At 58.6% G+C, this 18,649-nt stretch carries 17 protein-coding genes and 1 pseudogene; 10 read left to right on the top strand and 8 right to left on the bottom strand.

Features of this window, described 5'->3' with window-relative positions:
• Positions 1-2 precede the first annotated feature (2 nt).
• From GA0061100_RS28945 to GA0061100_RS28935, 3 genes are all read left to right on the top strand, one after another.
• Positions 3-1,049 (top strand): gamma carbonic anhydrase family protein, encoded by a 1,047-nt coding sequence (locus tag GA0061100_RS28945; protein WP_075856308.1) that lies wholly within the window; start codon positions 3-5, stop codon positions 1,047-1,049.
• Positions 1,050-1,679 carry a cob(I)yrinic acid a,c-diamide adenosyltransferase gene (locus GA0061100_RS28940; protein WP_075856307.1) on the top strand — a complete coding sequence of 210 codons (630 nt, stop codon included), beginning with the start codon at positions 1,050-1,052 and terminating at the stop codon, positions 1,677-1,679.
• A 169-nt stretch (positions 1,680-1,848) separates the two neighbouring features.
• Positions 1,849-3,156, top strand: coding sequence for an MFS transporter (locus GA0061100_RS28935; RefSeq protein WP_075856306.1), 1,308 nt, complete (start codon positions 1,849-1,851; stop codon positions 3,154-3,156).
• Positions 3,157-3,203: 47 nt separating this feature from the next.
• Here GA0061100_RS28935 and GA0061100_RS28930 read toward each other — a convergent pair whose 3' ends face one another.
• Entirely contained in the window at positions 3,204-4,142 is a 939-nt protein-coding gene (locus GA0061100_RS28930; RefSeq protein ID WP_075856305.1) for an AEC family transporter, read from the bottom strand.
• 97 nt (positions 4,143-4,239) lie between these two features.
• Between GA0061100_RS28930 and GA0061100_RS28925 the strand changes: the two genes are divergently transcribed.
• Positions 4,240-5,133 carry a LysR family transcriptional regulator gene (locus GA0061100_RS28925; protein ID WP_075856304.1) on the top strand — a complete coding sequence of 298 codons (894 nt, stop codon included), beginning with the start codon at positions 4,240-4,242 and terminating at the stop codon, positions 5,131-5,133.
• 15 nt (positions 5,134-5,148) lie between these two features.
• Here GA0061100_RS28925 and GA0061100_RS28920 read toward each other — a convergent pair whose 3' ends face one another.
• Entirely contained in the window at positions 5,149-5,769 is a 621-nt protein-coding gene (locus GA0061100_RS28920) for a TetR/AcrR family transcriptional regulator (protein WP_075856303.1), read from the bottom strand.
• Between the two features lie 277 nt (positions 5,770-6,046).
• Here GA0061100_RS28920 and GA0061100_RS28915 point away from each other — a divergent pair, with 277 nt between their 5' ends.
• The 4 genes and pseudogenes from GA0061100_RS28915 (at position 6,047) to GA0061100_RS28900 (ending at position 10,832) form a co-directional block, all read left to right on the top strand.
• A complete protein-coding gene (locus tag GA0061100_RS28915; RefSeq protein ID WP_075856302.1) occupies positions 6,047-7,357 on the top strand; it encodes an MFS transporter in 1,311 nt (436 codons plus the stop codon).
• The gene (locus GA0061100_RS28910) at positions 7,357-9,636 is read left to right on the top strand and encodes a glycoside hydrolase family 3 C-terminal domain-containing protein (protein WP_075856301.1); all 2,280 of its coding nucleotides are present in this window, start codon (positions 7,357-7,359) and stop codon (positions 9,634-9,636) included. The genes GA0061100_RS28915 and GA0061100_RS28910 overlap by 1 nt, the downstream gene beginning before the upstream one ends.
• Positions 9,637-9,876: 240 nt before the next feature.
• Positions 9,877-10,368: pseudogene (locus tag GA0061100_RS35485) on the top strand (nitrilase-related carbon-nitrogen hydrolase).
• 2 nt (positions 10,369-10,370) lie between these two features.
• Complete coding sequence (locus tag GA0061100_RS28900; protein WP_143525564.1) at positions 10,371-10,832, top strand: carbon-nitrogen hydrolase family protein; 462 nt, start codon at positions 10,371-10,373, stop codon at positions 10,830-10,832.
• A 164-nt stretch (positions 10,833-10,996) separates the two neighbouring features.
• Here GA0061100_RS28900 and GA0061100_RS28895 read toward each other — a convergent pair whose 3' ends face one another.
• Positions 10,997-12,391, bottom strand: coding sequence for an amidase (locus tag GA0061100_RS28895; protein ID WP_075856298.1), 1,395 nt, complete (start codon positions 12,389-12,391; stop codon positions 10,997-10,999).
• 578 nt (positions 12,392-12,969) lie between these two features.
• On the bottom strand, positions 12,970-13,893 hold the full coding sequence (locus tag GA0061100_RS28890; protein WP_075856297.1) for an SDR family oxidoreductase: 924 nt from the start codon (positions 13,891-13,893) through the stop codon (positions 12,970-12,972).
• Between the two features lie 134 nt (positions 13,894-14,027).
• Between GA0061100_RS28890 and GA0061100_RS35035 the strand changes: the two genes are divergently transcribed.
• Together GA0061100_RS35035 and GA0061100_RS35570 are read left to right on the top strand one after the other, a co-directional pair.
• Positions 14,028-14,516: a cupin domain-containing protein gene (locus GA0061100_RS35035; protein ID WP_280173862.1), complete on the top strand. Its 489-nt coding sequence runs from the start codon at positions 14,028-14,030 to the stop codon at positions 14,514-14,516.
• A gap of 42 nt (positions 14,517-14,558) precedes the next feature.
• The gene (locus GA0061100_RS35570; protein ID WP_425298724.1) at positions 14,559-14,966 is read left to right on the top strand and encodes a helix-turn-helix transcriptional regulator; all 408 of its coding nucleotides are present in this window, start codon (positions 14,559-14,561) and stop codon (positions 14,964-14,966) included.
• A gap of 88 nt (positions 14,967-15,054) precedes the next feature.
• Here the strand turns inward: GA0061100_RS35570 and GA0061100_RS28880 are convergent, their stop codons facing one another.
• Genes GA0061100_RS28880 through GA0061100_RS28865 form a run of 4 tightly spaced genes read right to left on the bottom strand, consistent with a single transcriptional unit; the run spans position 15,055 to position 18,603 of the window.
• Complete coding sequence (locus GA0061100_RS28880) at positions 15,055-15,738, bottom strand: ABC transporter permease (protein WP_075856296.1); 684 nt, start codon at positions 15,736-15,738, stop codon at positions 15,055-15,057.
• 3 nt (positions 15,739-15,741) lie between these two features.
• Positions 15,742-16,413, bottom strand: coding sequence for an ABC transporter permease subunit (locus tag GA0061100_RS28875; protein WP_075856295.1), 672 nt, complete (start codon positions 16,411-16,413; stop codon positions 15,742-15,744).
• Complete coding sequence (locus tag GA0061100_RS28870; RefSeq protein ID WP_075856294.1) at positions 16,406-17,776, bottom strand: M20/M25/M40 family metallo-hydrolase; 1,371 nt, start codon at positions 17,774-17,776, stop codon at positions 16,406-16,408. Before GA0061100_RS28870 ends, GA0061100_RS28875 begins: the two co-directional genes overlap by 8 nt.
• A gap of 47 nt (positions 17,777-17,823) precedes the next feature.
• Positions 17,824-18,603 (bottom strand): transporter substrate-binding domain-containing protein, encoded by a 780-nt coding sequence (locus tag GA0061100_RS28865; RefSeq protein WP_075856293.1) that lies wholly within the window; start codon positions 18,601-18,603, stop codon positions 17,824-17,826.
• Positions 18,604-18,649: the final 46 nt, after the last annotated feature.

The raw sequence follows: 18,649 nt of genomic DNA, 5'->3' as shown, positions 1-18,649 counted from the left end.
GCATGCCAGAGAACTATGCCAATAGCGTCCACGGGCTTATATTGCCGTTCGACGGCGTCTGGCCGCAATTCGGCGACGGCGCTGTTGTGCATGCGTGCGCCAGCGTGCTGGGCAAGGTGACGTCGGGCCGCGAGATGACGGTCTGCGAACGCGGCGTCATTCGCGCGGACGGGCATTACGTCCGCATCGGAGACGATTTCTTTCTCGGTACGCGAGGCACCGTGCATATCGCTCACGACCTCTATCCGACCCATATCGGCGACCGCGTGACCGCGGGATGCAACAGCGTGATCCACGCATGCACCGTTGGGTCCGATTGCGTGTTCGAGGACAATGTCGTCATCCTCGACGGCTCGACCGTTGGGAGCGGGGTGATGATCGAAAAGGATTCCATCGTCTTCCCACGATCGGTGCTTGAAGACGGTCTCCTGTATGCCGGGATGCCGGCAAAGCCGGTTCGTCCGATCGAAAAAGCTGAACTGGCGGAGCGTGCCGCATCACTGCGCAGTGCCGGAAAGGCAGCCGGCGTCTCGCGCGAAAAGGTCCGTCAGGAGCAGCGCGCGGACAGCCCATTCCTGGCGCAAACCGCTGACGTCCACGCGCCGGTCGATATGGCGCCGAACTCCAGCATCTTCTTCGGCTGCCGGCTGACAGTCACGAGTGGCCGCATCGACATCGGCCGTAACTCCAACATTCAGGACAATACCATCATCGATGCCGGCGATGCACTGGTAAGGATCGGCGAGGGCACGACATTCGGCCACAACGTTACTACTGAAGCCTGCACCGTCGGCAAGAATGCACTGATCGGCATCGGCAGCAGACTTGCCATGGGCACGGTCGTCGAGGACGACGTGATGCTTGCGGCGGGGTCCCATACATTGCCTGGCCAGCACCTGGAAAGCGGCTGGTTGTGGGCAGGGCGCCCGTCCCGACCGCTCAGCCGCCTGCACCCGGAGCGCCGCGGGGCCATGCGTTCGATCATCGACCATTACTGCCGGTATGCCCAGGCCTACGGCCAGGCGCAGCGGATAGCAGAGGAGGCCTAGATGGAGGATCGCCTTTCGAGCACCACAGCGCCTGCAAGGAATGGAAAGCCGATCGGGATTGGGGCTGGCGGAGGCCCTGAGAAGGATAATCCGGTCGCAGACTTGCTTGGCGTCATCGATGAGCTCAACAGCTACATCGGGTTAGCGATCAGTTGTGCGGCATGGCCGAAGACGCCAAAGATCCTGACGGCGGTGCAGCACGATCTCGTCGACTTTGCTGCCGGCATCGGCACGCCTGACCAGCCCTTGCTAACCGCTCTCCATGTAGGGCGGCTTGAGCGGCAATTCGAAAATGCAAGCCGGGGTCTTGCGCCACTAAAAGACTATATTCTTCCGGGCGGGTCACAATCGGCCAGCCAGGTTCATGTCTCACGGGCCGTATGCCGGCGGGCCGAACAATGCCTCGTTTCTCTCGCCGGATTGGAGGACCAGGCCCCGACGATGATACGCACGCGATCTGACCGGGATCGCTACCGCTACGGAATGGCCTATCTCGACAAGCTTTCCGATCTGCTTTTCGTCATTGCACGGCAGGAAAACAAGGCGGCCGATCACCCCGAGGTGCCCTGGCAACCCGAACGAGAGATGACCCTCGTCGTGGATGGCGACGAGGATCCGTATCTCTGCTGACATCAGATCGATCGCGCACAATCAGCCGAGGTAGGCCCGGCGGATATGGCTCCCATCCCGCTAGGGGTGATGGAGGAGGAGAGAGGAAGGCTGTTGAGGAGCGGCCTGTCCGACACCTCCCCGCTATTGCACGAATTGCCGTGAATGCTCGCACCATAGGGAGGAGATTATGGTCATCAAGTCGGAGTATGCAGACAGCCAACAGCTCATATTCACTGAAAAGACAACATATTCAAAGGTTTTTTGGCGACTTTTGCCATTTTTGCTCAGCTGCTACATCGTGTCTTATCTCGATCGCGTCAATGTCGGTTTCGCCAAGCTTCAAATGCTCGACGATCTCGGATTCAGCGAGGCGGTGTATGGTCTCGGGGCCGGTGTCTTCTTCATCGGCTATGTCATATTCGAAGTCCCGAGCAACATGGTGATGATGCGGGTGGGGCCGAAACTGTGGATCTGCAGGATCATGATAACGTGGGGCATCATCTCCGCGCTGATGGCCGTGGTCACGACGCCTACGAGCTTCTATCTCCTGCGCTTCCTGCTCGGTGCCGCCGAAGCCGGTTTCATTCCCGCCGTGCTTTACTATCTGACCCTCTGGTTTCCGACATCCCAGCGCGGAAAGGCGACCGCCATTTTCATGACGGGAATTCCCTTGTCCGGCGTACTTGGCGGCCCTCTCTCCGGTTGGATCATATCGGGCTTGCATGAGCATGGCGGAATGGCGGGATGGCAGTGGATGTTCATCCTCGAGGCTATCCCGGCCATCCTTCTCGGCATCATGTGCTACTTCTACCTGAACAATTCGGTCGACAGCGCAGACTGGCTAACGGAGCAGGAAAAGGCCATGATCAAGGCCGATGTCGCACGCGAGGCGAAGGAGAAGCCTCTCCACTCGACCCGGGACGGCTTGGTCAATCCAAAAGTCTGGATGCTGAGCGGCATCTACTTCTTCTTTACGATGGGCCTTTACGGCATCAGTTTCTGGCTCCCGTCGATCATCCGAGAAAGTGGGATCAAGGATCCTCTCACCGTCGGCCTGCTGACCGCCATTCCGTATACCGGCGCCCTTGTCTTCATGGTCCTGGTTGGACGCAGCTCCGACCGTGCCAAGGAACGGCGCTGGCATCTTGCGGCTCCCGCCATCCTCGGCGCGATCGGTCTTGTCATCAGCATCATCTATTCCCACAACACAACGGGCGCCTTGATCGCCATGACGGTGGCGGCGATGGGGATTCTAACCTGCATCCCGCAGTTCTACACCCTGCCGCCGGCCATTCTTAGCGGTGCCGCAGCCGCGATGGGCCTGGCAATCGCCAATTCGGTCGGCAGCGTGGCAGGCTTCGTGAGCCCCTACTTGATCGGGTGGGTCAAGGATGCCACCGGCAGCACGGATATCGGGGTCTCGGTCGTGGCCGTGGCCCTCCTGATTGGTGCGGGGTTAGTGCTGGCTCAACCGGCGCGGCTGTTGAACCGATAATTGCGTATAGACTTCGCGCCTTCTTGTGGTGTGGCGCTAAGATCGCGTCACACCACAATTGCAAGATAAGCCGAGATTGTCAGCAAAGATAGGAGAGTCGATATCAGGACCACCCGCCCCGTTAGGCTTGCTTCGCGGTTGTAGAATTCGGCAAGCATGAAAGGCCCTGTGCCTGTTGGAAGCGCAGCCAAGAGAACGGCGCTGTGCGTGGTCAAGGCAGGCAGTTGCAGCAGCGGTCCGGCAATGACGAATGTGACAAGCGGCTGGGCAACAAGCTTAAGAGTGATCAAGATGCCTTCCGTACTTTTTCTGCGGTCGGGTTGGAATGACTTCGTACCGGCAAGGAAGAGGCCAAGGGCGATCAATGCGCAAGGGGATGCAGCACCTCCAAGCAACTTCAAGAACCTTTCCAGAGGGTTCGGTAGTGTAAGGCCAGACGCCATAACCGCAGCTCCTAGCAAGGGGGCAATGAGAAGCGGATTTTTTGCGAGCGACAGAAAGGTCTTTTTGATGATTGCGTCACGCCGGGTTTCGGCCTGTAAACCGACTTCGATAAAGACGATGGCAAATCCGAAAAGAACGCACACCGTGAGGATGGTTGTAATGAGGGCTGCCCCCAGGCCCGTATCGCCGACCAACGAAAGAATGAGCGGGAAGCCAATGAAGCCTGTATTCGCATAACTTGCGTTCAATGCGTCGATAGATGCGTCTGCCAGATGCCGGCCTTTGGCAAGGCGCCACCAGATCGTGCCTGCGAAGATGATGGCACAGCCAGCCGCGAACGCGCAAATCAGGCCGGGCTGCCAGATTACTGCAAAGTTGGCATTTGCCATGATGTCGAACAGCAGCGCCGGTAGCGCCAGATAAACGACGAGCCGATTGACTTCTCGCGTCGCATTCGGGCCGAGCGCCCCGGATTTGCGAGCGATCCAACCCGTGAAGATAAGGGCGAAAATCGGCAGGATAGTCAGCAGGTTTGTCAGCATGGGAACCGTTCATTCCAGTGGAGGACGTTGCTTACAGCGCATGATTCAGCTAATCCAATGTTAAATATGACCAGTACCGATACCTTGAGAGCATAGAATGGATAGCCGTCATCTGCATCACTTCGTCGCGCTGGCGGAGACACTCCATTTCGGTCGCGCGGCTGCTCGGATGAACATGAGCCAGCCCCCGTTCAGCCGCCAGATAAGCTCCATCGAGAAAAGCCTCGGCGTAAAATTGTTCGAAAGAAATTCCCGCAACGTTACGCTGACAACGGCCGGGGAGCATTTCCTCCATGACAGCAAGGCCATATTGGCCCAGTTCGATGCTGCGTGTCGCGATGTGCAACTTGTGGCGAATGGCATGAAGGGAGAATTGAAGCTCGGTTTTATGATGCATGTGGCCAACCGGGTCGTTCCCACCCTGGTTCGGCTTTATTCCGAGCAGCGTCCGGATGTTCGTTTGATCCTTGAAGAACGAACTCCGGTGGACATAAACGAGATGCTGCTTGAGGGGGCGCTTGATGCGGCTATCACCTTTGCTCCCCTGTCTGCCCAGCATCTTCGAACGATATCCCTGACGACCGACCGTCTGCGACTGATTGTTTCCGCAGAGCACCGGTTGGCCGGCGTAGAGTCAATTCGTCCGAGCGATCTTGCCGGCGAAAGTCTTATCGCGGCCCCCTCGCATGTCGCCCCAACATTGCGTGACGCGATCACCGGGTATTGCGCAGCAGGCGGTGTGCCAGCCCGCTTTGTGCTCGAACCGTGGCTGCAGCACACAATCGTCCGCCTTGTGGAAGAGGGTCTGGGTATAGCACTCATTCCCGAAGCCCTGTGCTCAGAAACCGGGCCGAAAGTCGTCTCCAAACCTATAGTCGACTCTCCGGAATTCGAGGTCGCTCTTTGTGCTCCGCTTGCCTCCAGAAATCCCACCGTGGCGACATTGTTTGATATCGCGAAAGCGAAACGCGCGCTGTTTGAGCGGCGATGACGGACCTGTGCCCTGTCATCCGTCGAAGTCCGCTATCGCGTCCATTCTTTGTCTGATCATTCCAATCGTCAGTTCGATGCCACCTATGTAATCGATTTCGGGATCCCGAAGCCATTGCATCTGCAAACCGTCGGAAGCGGCGAAAAGCAGGGTGACCAGGTTGTTGATAGTTTTAAGATCCGATGCGCGGGTGATACCTTTCGATTTTGCGATCGCGGAGACATAACCTTCGCGCACGGCCTCATAGCGTCGAACGAAGAACTCCTGTGCAGGATGGCCTTCGGTGAGAGCCTCTCCGCTCATGGCGGAGAAAAACCGCACCAGATCAGGTCGATCGGCGTTCAACCGGGTCACACGTAACATCTCATCGAGAAAGTCCACGCGTCCTTCGGCAATCGCCCGCATATCAGCTCGCTCGGTCGAGGCCGGATAATACCGGTTCAGCGCCTCCAGCAGCAACCGGTCCTTGCTGCCGAAATGATGATGAAGAACCGACTGGACGACCCCGGCGCGCGTTGCGATCTGACTCATGCTCGTGCTGCGGAAGCCGGCTTTGCCGAATAATTCAATTGCAGCATCCAGGATAGCAGCGCGCGTCTGTTCGCCTTGCTGGGCCATTCGGATTGCACGCGGCATTGGACATCCTCCCTTCACATGATCGTGCCCTCAGGAAGGAGGTGTAGGCGGTATTGTCAATACCGCAAACATACCTTGTCGTTGATTCCAAAAGAAAAATAACCTTATTCGCTCAGGCCCTGTCAAAATTTCCTAACGCTATTGTCAGAAGGGTTGATCGTCGTCTAACGTATAGATCGGCTGACCGATCTGTTTGGTCGCCGGTCAGGGACGGCTTGGGAGGAGCGAGCGGACGCCCCGTGGATCAATCGAACAGCGACGCTCCTGGAGGAAGAGCATGCACCAGCACGTATCAACAGATGTGGGGAGGTCTCCGGATTTCGAGACAGTGCCCGAACGAAACATTCGCCTGACAGGTCAGCAGATCAATGGCTGGTTTATCGCCCGCTACATCTGCGCCCTGATCGGAATTTACGTCGCTCTGGTTACGCCCGCGTCGGTGACCATCGCTATCCGGGTCGGCCAACTTGATCCGGAGGGAAAGGCGACATCGTTCGCGCTTGTTTCCAGTCTCGGCGCAGCGGCCGCATTGTTCTCGAATCCGATCTTCGGGGCCTTTAGCGACCGGTCGAAATCTCGATGGGGACAGCGCCGGCCATTTATCATCGGCGGTATTCTCGTTGGCTCACTGGCCGTTATAGGTATCGGGTTCGCTCCAACCATTGCTATGGTGGCGATTGGCTGGGCTGTAGCCCAGGGCGGCTTCAATGCCGCGCTCGCCTCTGTCGTGGCGATCCTGCCCGAACGCGTGCCTGATAAATTGCGAGGCCGCGTTTCCGGTTTCATGGGCATGTCGGCCCAGGTTGGCGTGGTCGGTGGCACCTATCTGACCCAATTGGTCGGAACCGGCGGAGCCGGAATGTTTGCCGTGCCCGTGCTGCTCGGTCTCGCCATGGCGCTGCCGTTTATTCTCTTCTTTCGTGAGTTCCCTCGTACAAGGGATGAGGTCCTTCCCATTAACTTCGCGGGGCTTCTCGGAGCGCTCTGGATCAACCCGTTCCAGCATCGCGATTTTGGTCTGGTCTGGATGGGGCGCTTTCTTGCGTGGACGTCGCTTTACCTTCTGACCACATACAAGACCTACTACCTGATCGATCACCTCGGCTACACGACCGGCACGGTCGCACCCATACTCACCACTGCCATGTTCGTCCTGGCGATTGCCGTCGTCATCTCCAGCATCGGAGGAGGATGGCTGTCGGACCGCGTTGGCAAAAGAAAGCCCTTCGTTATCCTGGCTTCGATCTTCTTCATGATCGCTATGGGCGTTGTTGCCTATTCGACCACGGTCGAAGGTTTTCTGATCGGGATCGCGATCGCCGGGCTGGGAAATGGCCTCTATTTCGGGGTCGACTATGCGCTCGTTTCCGAAGTCCTGCCCGACAGACACGAATCGGCCGGGAAGGGCATGGGTGTCTTCAACCTTTCCAGCACCATTCCGCAAACACTGGCGCCTCTGCTTGCGCCTCTGCTCCTCATGATCGGAGCCGATGGAGGCAGCGGCAACTACACGTCGCTCTACCTATGCGCGGCAGCCATTGCGGCCGCCAGTGCACTGTTCATTCTGTTCATTCGAGGATCCAAGTGATGGATACGCATACCACAGTCATTACCGCCGATAAGGCCACCGAGGAAGCACTGTCGCTGGCCACCGGCGCAGACTACTGGACAACGATTGACGCAACACACAACGGCATCCGCTCGCTTCGCTTCGCCGACGGCCCCCATGGACTGCGTGTTCAGGACGACGAGAACCCGGACCATCTCGGCATCGGCCGCAGCCTGCCAGCCACGTGCTTCCCGCCGGCAGTGACGCTGGCGTCGTCGTGGGATGGCGAACTGATCCGAGAGATCGGCGCGGCCCTTGGCCGTGAGGCTCGCGCCATGGGCGTGGATGTCGTGCTTGGCCCGGGGTTAAACCTGAAGCGAAGCCCGTTGTGCGGCCGTAATTTCGAGTACTATTCCGAGGATCCCTATCTGGGCGGCATGCTTGCGGCTGCAATCGTTGATGGCATGCAGAGCCAGGGCGTCGGTGCCTGCCTCAAGCACTTTGCCGTCAATAATCAGGAAACGGACCGGTTGCGGGTCAGCGCCAACGTCGATGAGCGTGCTCTGCGGGAAATCTATCTTCGAACGTTCGAAGTCGCGGTCCGCCAGTCGCGTCCGTGGGCGATCATGTCCTCCTACAACCGCATCAACGGTATTCATGCCGCTCAGAACGAATGGCTTCTGAGCACGGTTCTTCGGGAAGAATGGGGCTTCGACGGTATTGTCGTATCGGATTGGGGTGGCGTCCGTGATCCGATTGCATCACTCAATGCCGGCCTCGATCTGCGCATGCCTGGTCGCCAGGAGGATGACCGGTTGCGGAAAGCCTATTCGGCCGGTCAGGTGGAGCCCGATACGCTGAAAAAAATGGTCGAGCGCTTCCGCCTGCTGGCGGAAAGAACCAGGAGGGTGGGTGAGTCTACGACGGTCGACTACGATTTGCATAATGATCTGGTCCGGCTCGCGGCCGCTGAATCTGCCGTCCTGCTCACCAATGACGGTACGCTTCCGATGGCGCTGGCGACGGGCACGCGTGTCGCCGTTATCGGCGAGCTTGCCCGCCAACCACGCTACCAAGGCGCCGGCAGTTCATACGTCAATTCGAAGAACGTTGTCACCGGTCTTACGGCGTTGCGCGCCCGGGCCGAAGCTTGCGGTGCGGAGCTGACCTTCGCCAGCGGCTATGCTCTCGACAAAAAATTCAACGCGGAAGACGCCGCGGCAGAGGCTGTGCGCGTTGCCGAAAAGGCAGATATCGTCATACTGTTTCTCGGTCTTCCAGGTGAATACGAGGCCGAAGGGCGCGATCGCACGATGATCGACCTTCCGCAGGATCAGATCGCTCTGACCGAGGCTCTGCACGCCACCGGGAAACCGATCGTGGTCGCGATGTCGAACGGTTCGGCGGTCACTACCTCCAACTGGCGCAACAACGTCAATGCCATCGTCGAATTCTGGCTGACGGGACAGGCGCATGGCAATTCTGTAGCCGACGTGCTGCTCGGGGACATTAATCCGTCAGGCAAGCTGCCGGAAACGATCCCGCTTCGGCTGGCTGATACACCCTCGTACCTGCATTTTCCTGGCGTCCACGGCAACGTCAGCTATGGCGAAGGTATTTACGTCGGATATCGATATTACGACGCCCGTGGCATTGCGGTCGATCATCCGTTTGGGCACGGTTTGTCTTACACGACATTCGATTTCGTTGACCTCGACATTATCGAAAAGCCGTTAGAGGACCCCGTCGCCTTCGTTGCCCGCGTGACCGTGCGAAACACGGGGGCGAGGGAAGGGGCCGAGGTCGTGCAGCTCTATGTCGCCGATCACAACGATTTCGTCGACACCCCGCCGCGCGAGCTTCGCGGCTGGAAGAAAATCCGGCTTGATCCGGGCCAGTCCGGTATCGTCGAGATCGCGGTACCCCGCCAGCAACTGGAGCACTGGAACGAGTTGACGAGGACCTGGCTTTATCCGGGTGGTCCGGTCACGGTTCATGTCGGGAGCTCTTCGCGTGATATCCGTCTGAAGCAGTCGATCGACCTGCCGGGGCATCCGGTCCTTGTGCCTCTGACGCCCTGGTCGACAACGGGCGAGTGGCTTGATGATCCCGTCGGCGGCCCGATGCTTCAGGCGATCTTCGACAGCCGGGGCGGTTTGCGGGGTCGCATGGGGGACCTTATGTCCGATCCGGCAGGCAGAGATTCGGCGCGGGGGATTCCGCTCGCTTCGATCGCCGAATTTCCAGGCGTCCCGATCGACATGGAAGAAATTGAGGCGCTTGCCCGGACGGTGGCGTCGAAATCAGCCGCTGCCTGACATCGATTGAAAGGCGAGAGAGCCGGGAGCCAGGGTTGAGTGACCCTCTTGTGCAGCTGATTTTCCTATCGGGCATCAGCTGCACAGGCAAATCCGGAAACGACGGGCGTCGGCGAATAACATCAATGCTGGCAATTACGCATGCAGTTCAAACCAGAAGCAATCGCTTCCAATCCGACAGGATGATACGTTATAAAGGGGAATTTGTTGACGCATTCTATCTCAGCCCTACTGGTCTCCATGAGCGCTGCCGTGGCCCAAGAACAGCCCGCCTACCACAATCCAATGCTCGCCGGCGATACGATCACGGTTGCCGCCGTGAACGTGCCGAGCGTTAAATACGACTTTGAAGGCGGCGTTGCTCTGGCCAAGAAAATCGTCGAGGAGGCGAAGGCGGATGGCGCAACATATATTGCCTTCCCCGAGACCTGGCTCCCGGGGTTCATCAATTCCGATGAGGGAACGATTGCGGGAGGGCCTCCAAAAGATCTCGCTCAGTATGTTGAGAACTGCATTGAGCCAGGCTCGGACAAATAGAACCGCCTAGCGTCCCTGGCGAAAGATGCCAAGGTATACCTTTCCATGGGATACTGTGAAGTCGATCCCGCCAGAAAACTCCTTTACATGTCCAATCTGATCGTGTCACCCCAAGGGCAAGTGCTGATCAACCATCGAAAGATCCGGCCATCGGGCGGGTCTACTTTTCAGACGCTCCAATCAGCGAAAATCTGAAGGTGGTCGATACGCCGATCGGCCGTCTCAGCATGCTATCGTGCGCTGAGAATTACAAGCCAATGATGGGGTACGGCATAGCCGCGCAGTATCCCAATATCCATGTAGCGGCTTGGCCCTACAGTGTGGGCAAGGATGAAGGCATCTGGTGGGAACGCTTCAATGTTTTGGCCCAACCGCACTCGGCGGCGCTCGCCCATCGCATGGGGAGTTGGGTGATCGCGCCCAGCGTTTTTCAGTCCTCGATCTACAATCCCATGGGCGAGATGGTCGCTCAGGTGAATAACAGGGATGGAAATTATGCGCTCGCGAAAATCGATACGTCGGCCTTTAAGGAGAAACCGCTGCAATTGGCGGACTACGATGCCGACAGCTTGAAACTGATGCTGCTGAGTTATCCAGGCGGCGCGGGTTCAATCCCCGAATTCCACGAGGTCCTGGAGCAACCGCGCTTCGCCAAATAATGGACGACGTTTGATCTCTCAGCCGTGTCACCCCGGTCTGGTAAAAAAGCCGGGTGACACCTTTGATCGGGCAACAGCCTTGACGCCTGCTGCCAATGCAATCGGCCGTACGGAACGGCGCGAAAGCCGCCGATGTCAGAGTTTGCGTACCTCAATCGCGTGCCTCACATCGCTGGGTGCCTGAGATGCCATTTCGTCGCCTGCTGAAAAGCATAACCGGCGCGAAAAAGCTTATCTTCCCCCCAATGGTCCGAAACGAATTGAAAGGCTATCGGCGTTCCGGCTTCGGTAAATCCACAGGGCAGCGTGATCGTCGGATTGCCCGACATGTTGAAGATCGACGTAAAGCGCATCAGTCCTCGCATTAACGGAATATCTTCGCTGAGCGTTGCGATTCTATCCAAAGTAGGGGAGGCAATTGATTGGGCTGGCACTATCAAAAGATCCACATCCTGGAAGAAGGCCGCAACGCGGCCTCGAAAATCATTCCGGCGAAGAATAACCTTCTGGAGTTCCATGGCCGATAGATTGCGCCCGACATCGATCACACCTGCAAGACCGGGCCCGTATTCTTCTTTCCGACCAGGGTAGGTCGCCTCGTGCGCAACGGCGGTTTCCGCCGCACAGGCGGCCAGCCAATCAGCCAGAACTGCCTCTATATCAGGGAAAGCAACCTCACGGATGTCACCACCAAGCGCCTTGATAACCTCGACGGACGATGACAATGCTGCTGCCGTGGGATGATCGAGGCCCGGGGCGTTGAAAGCCGAATCAATACCAATCTTGAGACCTTGCAGTCCCTTGACCATTTCGGACAGATAGTCGGGTATGGGTCGTTGCGCGGCGGTGGGATCTTTTGCGTCTGGACCAGCGATAGCCGACAGCATGGCGGCTGCATCGGCGGCACTCCGGGTCATCGGTCCGACGTGATCCAGTGTCGCGGCAAGTTCGAATACGCCATAGCGGCTGACCCGCCCCCATGTGGGCTTGAGACCGGTAAGCCCGTTCGCCGCAGAGGGAAAGCGAATGGAACCTCCGGTGTCAGTGCCGAGAGATCCGAAGCATAGTCCGGCTGCCGTTGCAACGCCCGAGCCGCTGGACGATACGCCAGACCAGTGTTCTGCATTCCAGGGGTTTACAGGCGGCGTGACCAGAGGATGATGGTCCGTGTATGCACCTTCGGTATTTTTGAGTTTTCCGAGGCAGATGGTTCCCGCTTGCTCCAGTTTTGCCGTGACGGCGGCGTCCTCCGGTGGCTTGAAGTCTGCATAAAGTGTCATGCCGCCGGTGGTTGTTATCCCCCTTGTCCAGCAGAGGTCTTTCAGGCCGATTGGAGCGCCGTGTAACGGCCCCTTGATATCTCCGCGCATGATGTCCGCTTCCGCGGCTTTTGCCTGCTTCAGCGCCAACTCCGGCGTCACTAGCGCAAAGCTCTTCAGTCCCGGGTCCAAAGATTCGATGCGCTGCAGTTGAGCCTTTGTCACTTCGACCGGAGATATCTCGCCAGCGTGCATGCGTTTCGTCAGATCCAGAAGGCTCATGTAGTGCAGTTCACTCATCGCGGGCTATACTCCGTGGCAGGCGGGATATTTGTGGGTTGCAACTGGCGGGTGTCTTTGGCTGGGTCATGTCCGGGCGGACGTTCAATCAGCAAAACTGCCTTCAACGGAGGCCCGATCACCCATTGCTGCTTGACTTCCGGAATTCTCACATTGAATCATTGACTCATTGATAGGTCGGGTATTGACTAGCTGCTAGGTTGTGCGAGCCATCCGCTGTGCTGCTTCAGACAATCCTCGCTCGGCCAGAGGAGAGCAGGTTTGAGATCGTATTGTCGGCCTAAAATGGCCTCCAAACGCCATTGGGCGATGGAGAATTTCGCCAATACCGGTGCACCCGGATTGCCAATGTTTCTTCTCGGGTCAGCGCAAAGCCGGCCGGCATTCCTTAATCGAGCCGGTTGCTCAGCCCCAGTCAGAGTCGGCAATAGATGCCGCTCCCACACATCATACTATGTGTGGCGGCATACTCTGTGTGGCGGCATGGGTGAACAGCGTCCATCTGCGGCTGTGGGGGCGGCACATCTTTGGCCATGGAATGTCTGGCAACGCCCTCGAAGGCGTCTCGTCGAACCATGTTAAATCAACGATTCTTTCGTGTGCAGGGCTCGTGCTACAGCATCGCGATAGGGTAAAGGCCTCCTTGGCAAGATGCGTCTTATAGGCATAGGGTTACCATCCAGATCGGATCTCATAGCATCCAGGGCGCCTTGCGCAGCGCCTTTGGGCATTTTCGCAATGCGCTCAATCAGGGGTGCGACGATGCGAAGTAATGATGCGCTGAGATGAATCTTACGCGGATGTTTCTTTCCTAAAAAATCGGCTGTCAAATCGATCATCTCGTCGGTGGTTAGAACATCGTCGCAGCCGACATCGAATGCGTGTCCAAAGGATCTTTGCTCGTCCAGAACGCCGGTTAGATAGTAGACGAGGTCGTCAATGGCGATGCCCCGGACCCGTTGTTTTCCGTTCCCTATAACGAATGCTGTTGACTTTCTCGCCTGTCCAACCATGCTTTCAAAGCCGTGGCCACCCCTGCCGACGATTTGTCCCGGGCGGATGACAGTCACCTCCAAGCCGCTCCTCAAGAGATATTGCTCGATCGTCCAACGCCCTCGGGTCCAGCTGCTTGTAGCATTCGGACGAATTCCAAGCGAAGTGACATAGATCACGCGGCGCATGGCGAACTTCTGGCAAGCCGTCAAAACGTGGCGGATGCCCGTCATTTCCAGATCCGCAAAGTCTTTGCGCGCGGTGTTGCCTGATTGCTGAGAAAGCGTGTGGATTGAAATATATACGGCATCGACCCCTTGCACCGCCCGCTCAATGGAGGTCGGGTCGGCAAGATCGCCCTGCACGACTTGGCAGCCCAGTCTGGCCAGATCGTCGATTCGTGATGGATTACGAGCAAGGCATCTTACGCGGAGGCCCTGTGAAACGAGTGTCTGTGCAAGTTGGCGCCCGACAAAACCGGAAGCGCCGACTACGAGAACAAAAGTCATATATTCAAACCACCTGAATTTACCAAAGCGCAGATAAGGGATTTCGCGCTTGGTTTCACCCGATAAGTCGCATAAGGAAATTGAACCTTCCAGCTCCCATCGTACGGAAAACTATCGCTATCGTTCTGAGATTCATGGATCCTTTGTCAGAATTGCTATCGTTACTCGTTCCCCGGACATTCATGGCTGGGGGCTTTGATGCGAGGGGAGACTGGTCGATTGCTTTCGGTCGCGGTGCAAACGACACCGCCGAGAGCATCAAATGTTATGCCGTAAGATCTGGTTCGTGTTGGCTTATCGCGGATGGAGAGGATGAACCCTTGCGGCTGGCAACAGGTGACGCCGTGATTCTCACGGGAACACGCGGCTTCCGTATCGCATCCCATCCTAATGTTCCTGCCGTCGATTTCACCGAGCTGTTGGCGACCCCATTGGACGGCAGTATCCTTTCATATAACGGCGGCGGCGAATTTTTTGCTGTCGGCGGCTATTTTTCCTATTCGGACCGCCACGCCAGTATACTGCTTCGGCTGCTGCCCCGTGTCCTCCATCTAAGCAACGCGTCGGAACGCACTTCAATTCGTCACTCACTTGAACTGATGAGCGACGAGCTGCGATCGTGACGGCCTGGAGGAACACTTATTGTACAGCACCTCGTTCATCTTATGTTGGTCCAGGCGCTTCGTCTCGATACTGCGGAAGGAAAGGAGGTGCGTCTCGGATGGCTTGTCGCGTTGGCGGATCCTCACATTGGTGCTGCAATTCAAGCCTTGCATCAAAGACCTGAACATCGTTGGACCTTGAAGTTACTCGCGCAAATCTGTGGGATGTCGCGGACCGCTTTCGCCGTTCGGTTCAAAGAGATAGTGGGTGACCCCCCAATCGAATATCTTACGCGCTGGAAGATGCTTCTTGCGGCGGACCGGCTGACACGAACGCGCCAGAGCGTCGCAAAGGTCGCCTTTGATCTGGGATATCAATCCGAAAGCGCCTTCGGTTCGGCTTTTAAAAGGGTAATCGGATGTAGCCCAAGCACTTATGCGCGCGGACATAGATGGTCAAAGCCTGCCTAAGGTGTTGCCTTGCTTTTCGTGACCCGCGAGCTCGACGGGGATCTCAGTGGCTCGAGCTTTGCAACGTTCCGTAGAACGTTCGAGATGCTCACCTCTGGGGAATCGCAACCTTGGTCTCGATCGCCCGGAAGATGCGGCCGAAGATGGCGCCCATCAGCAGGTAGCAGGTGCCGGCGATCAGGAAGGTTTCGAAGGGGGCGTAGGTCTTGGCGACGAAGACGCGGGCGGCGCCGGTCATTTCCATGACGGTGACGGCACTGGCGAGCGTCGATCCTTTCATCACCAGGATGAGTTCGTTGCCGAGTGCCGGAAGGATGGCGCGGTAGGCCTGTGGCAGGATCACCTTGATCAGCAGGATGCGGTGGTGAAGGCCGAGCGCCTTGCCCGCTTCCCATTGGCCCGCCGGTAGCTGGCGGATGGCGCCGGCGATCAGTTCGCCGGCATAGGCGGCCGAGTTCAGGCCGATCGCCAGGATGGCGCAATAGACGGGATTGCGCAGCAGCGGCCAGAAGATGCTGTGGCGCACGGCATCGATCTGCCCGAGGCCGTAGTAGATGATGAAGAGCTGGACGAGCAGCGGGCTGCCGCGCACCAGGAATGTATAGGTCGAGAGCGGCGCGCGGATCGCCTTCCGGTCCGAGGTCAGCGCCAGCGCGATCGGCAGGGCAAGCAGCTGGCCGAGCGCGAAGCTGGCGATGGTGATCAGGATCGTTAGGAGGAAGCCGTTCTTGACGGCCATGGAGGCGGGTAGGAAGAGATCGAAGGACAGCATGGCTTACCTCATATGCGGCGTCAGCCGCGTCTCGTAGGCCTTGAGTAGCAAGGTCGAGATGCCGGTAATGATGACGTAGAAGCCGGCGGCTGCGAGATAGAAGGCGAGCGGCTGGTGGGTCGCTCCTGCTGCCACCACCGATTTGCGCATCAGCTCCTCGAGGCCGATCACCGAAACGAGGGCGCTTTCCTTGAGGATCACCAGCCACTGGTTGGTGAGCCCCGGCAGCGCCTTCACCATCATCTGCTGCAGGACGACGAGCAGGAAGGCGCGCGGGCGGCGGAAACCGAGCGACAGCGCCGCCTCCCACTGTCCCTGTGCGACGCTCAGAAGCGCACTGCGGAGGATCTCGGTGAGATAGGCGGCGGAGACGACCGAGAGCGAAGCGATGCCGGCGGTCAGCGCGTCGACCTCGACATAGCGGCCGGCAAGTTTCGTCAGCAGCACGGTGCCGCCGTAGAAGATCAGAAAGATAACCAGCAGTTCAGGGAGGCCGCGGATCAATCCGACATAGCCCATGATGATCCGCCGGGTCAGCAAATTGCCATAGACGGCAGCGGGTGCCAGTACGGCGGCGATCAGAAAGCCGACGACGAAGCTGCCGAAGGCGACGATCAGCGTTGTCGTCAGCCCCTGCAGCAGTTGTCCTTGATATTGGTAGAGCGCCTCAAACATGCGGTTCTGCCTCCGGCGCCGATCCGAAGCGGCCGGCGAGTGCGGCAAAGAATTCCGCCGAGAAGCCGATCATGTTTTCGAAATGCGAGACGAGGATGTTTTCGTCGGGCGAATGCAGCATGGCGCCATGATGCGTCAGACCGGCGCCGAAGAGTGTGGCGCCGAATTTGTGGATGAAGGGATGGGCAAGACCGGATGCGGCCGAGCTCGGCTGGATGATCGCCGGGCGGCCGAACCATTTTTCCAGCAGCTCGGCGCCGAGATCGACCGCGGCATGCGACGGATCGCTTCGCACCCCCAGCACTTCGGCATCGAGAACCTTCAGCGCGATATCGTCAAATCCCTTGGCGTCGAGATGGCGGCGCAGCAGCTCGGCGATCTCAACCGGGTTCTGGCCGGGCGCCAGGCGGAAGTCGAGTTTCGCCATGCCGGTGCAGGGCAGTACGGTCTTGGCGCCTTCGCCGTCATAGCCGCCGTGGAAGCCGTTGACGTTGAGGCAGGGCTCGAAATTAAGATGTTCATAAAAGGTCGCGGCATTGACGCCTTCGAGCAGCCGACGTCCGCCGGTCTCCTCTTGCAGGCTTTCGAGCGGGAAGGGGGGCTTTGCCGCAAGCTCGCGGCTGCGCGGATCGGGCGCGATGACACTGTCGTAGAAGCCGTCGATCAGGATGCGCCCGGAGGCATCTCGCAGCGAAGAGATCGCAGCGGCCAGACGCCAGAGCGGGTTGTCGAAGATGGCGCCGAGGCTGGAATGAAGATCGGCGCGCGCCGTTCGGCATTCGAGCTCGACGGCGAGGATGCCCTTGAAGCCCATCAGGATGATCGGGCGGCCGGATTTGTCGACCTCGCCATATTCCCACCAGCAGAGATCGGCCTTGGTGTCGGGGAAGCGCTTGTCGAGGAAGCGGTTGAGCGACGGGCTGCCGATCTCCTCTTCGCCTTCGGCGATCCAGATCAGCTTGAAAAGCAGGGGGCCGGGATGGGTCTTGCGGAATTCGCGCCAGCCGGCGAGGCGGCTGACGAATTCGCCCTTGTCGTCGGCCGAACCGCGGCCATAGAGGCGGCCGTCGCGTTCGGAGAGCGTGAAGGGCGGCGCGGTCCAGAGATCGACCGGATCTTCCGGCTGCACGTCATAGTGATTGTAGATCACCAGCGTGAACGGGCCGTCGCCGGTTTCGCCGACCACGAAGGGGCCGACATCGCCGGGATGTTGTTCGGTGGCAAAACCCGCTTCGGCCAGCAGCCGTTCGATGCTATCGGCGCAGGCTTCCATGCCCTCGCCACGGGCGCTGACGGAAGGGATCGCGACGAGATCGGATAGGTCTTTGACGGCGGCGGCAAGAATGTCGGCGGGAATGCGCATAGTGTCTCCTGAAAGCGGGAGGCGCGAATACCGCCTCCCGCCTGCCATCACTTCTTGGAGATGTCGTAGCCGAACCACTTTTCGGCGATGGTCTTGACCGTGCCGTCCTTCAGCATCGCATCGACAGCGCCATCGACCTTGGTCTTCAGCTCGGTCTTGCCCTTGCCCATGGCAACGCCCTGGCCCTTGCCGAATTCCGGGAAGTCGGCGCTCGCCAGCAGTGGGCCGGCATAAACCAGCTTGTCGGCACCACGATCCTTGACAAGCGGCTCCCAGGCGGAGCGTTCCATCAGGCCGGCATCGATGCGGCCGGCAACGAGGTCGTCGGCGATCTGGTCGGGACGGTCGTAGACGCGCACGTCGGCATCCGGGAAATGCGCGCGGATGACCTGTTCGTGGGTCGTGCCGGTCTGAACGCCGATTGCGGACGTCTTGAGCGCCTCGGTCAGTTCGGCCGCAGACTTGGCGGATGCCGATTTGCTGCCTGCTGCCACGACGATCGAATTGGGCGCGTCGGCATAAGCGTGCGAGAAGTCGACCTTTTGCGAACGCTCGTCATTTATGGAAACACTAGAGATGACGAGATCGAACTTGCCGACCTGGAGACCAGGCAAAAGGCCGTCGTAAGCCTGATTCTGCCACGTGCAGGTCGCCGAGATGCGTTTGCAAATCTCATCGCCAACATCCTTGTCGAAGCCGACAATGTTGCCGCCCGCATCAACGGATTCCCACGGTGGGTAATCGGCACTCGTACCGATCCGCAGATCCTCAGCAGAAGCAGTGCTTGCCAGCAAAGCAAACGCCAACGCTATTGTCAGTCGTCTCATGAAATTCCCCTTTTTGGTTTGAAACGAACATTTCCTGCCCCCTCGT

Source organism: Martinezella hainanensis (assembly GCF_900094555.1).
Classification (GTDB): Bacteria; Pseudomonadota; Alphaproteobacteria; order Rhizobiales; family Rhizobiaceae; genus Rhizobium; species Rhizobium hainanense.
The sequence above is the reverse complement of the archived record's forward strand: the minus strand, read 5'-3'. Positions and strand labels throughout refer to the sequence as shown.

What these genes read in the sequence shown, in the direction of transcription:
- GA0061100_RS28945 (WP_075856308.1), top strand. Translation starts at nt 3, where the DNA reads ATGCCAGAGAACTATGCCAATAGCGTCCACGGGCTTATATTGCCGTTC.
- GA0061100_RS28940 (WP_075856307.1), top strand. Translation starts at nt 1,050, where the DNA reads ATGGAGGATCGCCTTTCGAGCACCACAGCGCCTGCAAGGAATGGAAAG.
- GA0061100_RS28935 (WP_075856306.1), top strand. Translation starts at nt 1,849, where the DNA reads ATGGTCATCAAGTCGGAGTATGCAGACAGCCAACAGCTCATATTCACT.
- GA0061100_RS28930 (WP_075856305.1), bottom strand. Translation starts at nt 4,142, where the DNA reads ATGCTGACAAACCTGCTGACTATCCTGCCGATTTTCGCCCTTATCTTC.
- GA0061100_RS28925 (WP_075856304.1), top strand. Translation starts at nt 4,240, where the DNA reads ATGGATAGCCGTCATCTGCATCACTTCGTCGCGCTGGCGGAGACACTC.
- GA0061100_RS28920 (WP_075856303.1), bottom strand. Translation starts at nt 5,769, where the DNA reads ATGCCGCGTGCAATCCGAATGGCCCAGCAAGGCGAACAGACGCGCGCT.
- GA0061100_RS28915 (WP_075856302.1), top strand. Translation starts at nt 6,047, where the DNA reads ATGCACCAGCACGTATCAACAGATGTGGGGAGGTCTCCGGATTTCGAG.
- GA0061100_RS28910 (WP_075856301.1), top strand. Translation starts at nt 7,357, where the DNA reads ATGGATACGCATACCACAGTCATTACCGCCGATAAGGCCACCGAGGAA.
- GA0061100_RS28895 (WP_075856298.1), bottom strand. Translation starts at nt 12,391, where the DNA reads ATGAGTGAACTGCACTACATGAGCCTTCTGGATCTGACGAAACGCATG.
- GA0061100_RS28890 (WP_075856297.1), bottom strand. Translation starts at nt 13,893, where the DNA reads ATGACTTTTGTTCTCGTAGTCGGCGCTTCCGGTTTTGTCGGGCGCCAA.
- GA0061100_RS35035 (WP_280173862.1), top strand. Translation starts at nt 14,028, where the DNA reads ATGGATCCTTTGTCAGAATTGCTATCGTTACTCGTTCCCCGGACATTC.
- GA0061100_RS35570 (WP_425298724.1), top strand. Translation starts at nt 14,559, where the DNA reads ATGTTGGTCCAGGCGCTTCGTCTCGATACTGCGGAAGGAAAGGAGGTG.
- GA0061100_RS28880 (WP_075856296.1), bottom strand. Translation starts at nt 15,738, where the DNA reads ATGCTGTCCTTCGATCTCTTCCTACCCGCCTCCATGGCCGTCAAGAAC.
- GA0061100_RS28875 (WP_075856295.1), bottom strand. Translation starts at nt 16,413, where the DNA reads ATGTTTGAGGCGCTCTACCAATATCAAGGACAACTGCTGCAGGGGCTG.
- GA0061100_RS28870 (WP_075856294.1), bottom strand. Translation starts at nt 17,776, where the DNA reads ATGCGCATTCCCGCCGACATTCTTGCCGCCGCCGTCAAAGACCTATCC.
- GA0061100_RS28865 (WP_075856293.1), bottom strand. Translation starts at nt 18,603, where the DNA reads ATGAGACGACTGACAATAGCGTTGGCGTTTGCTTTGCTGGCAAGCACT.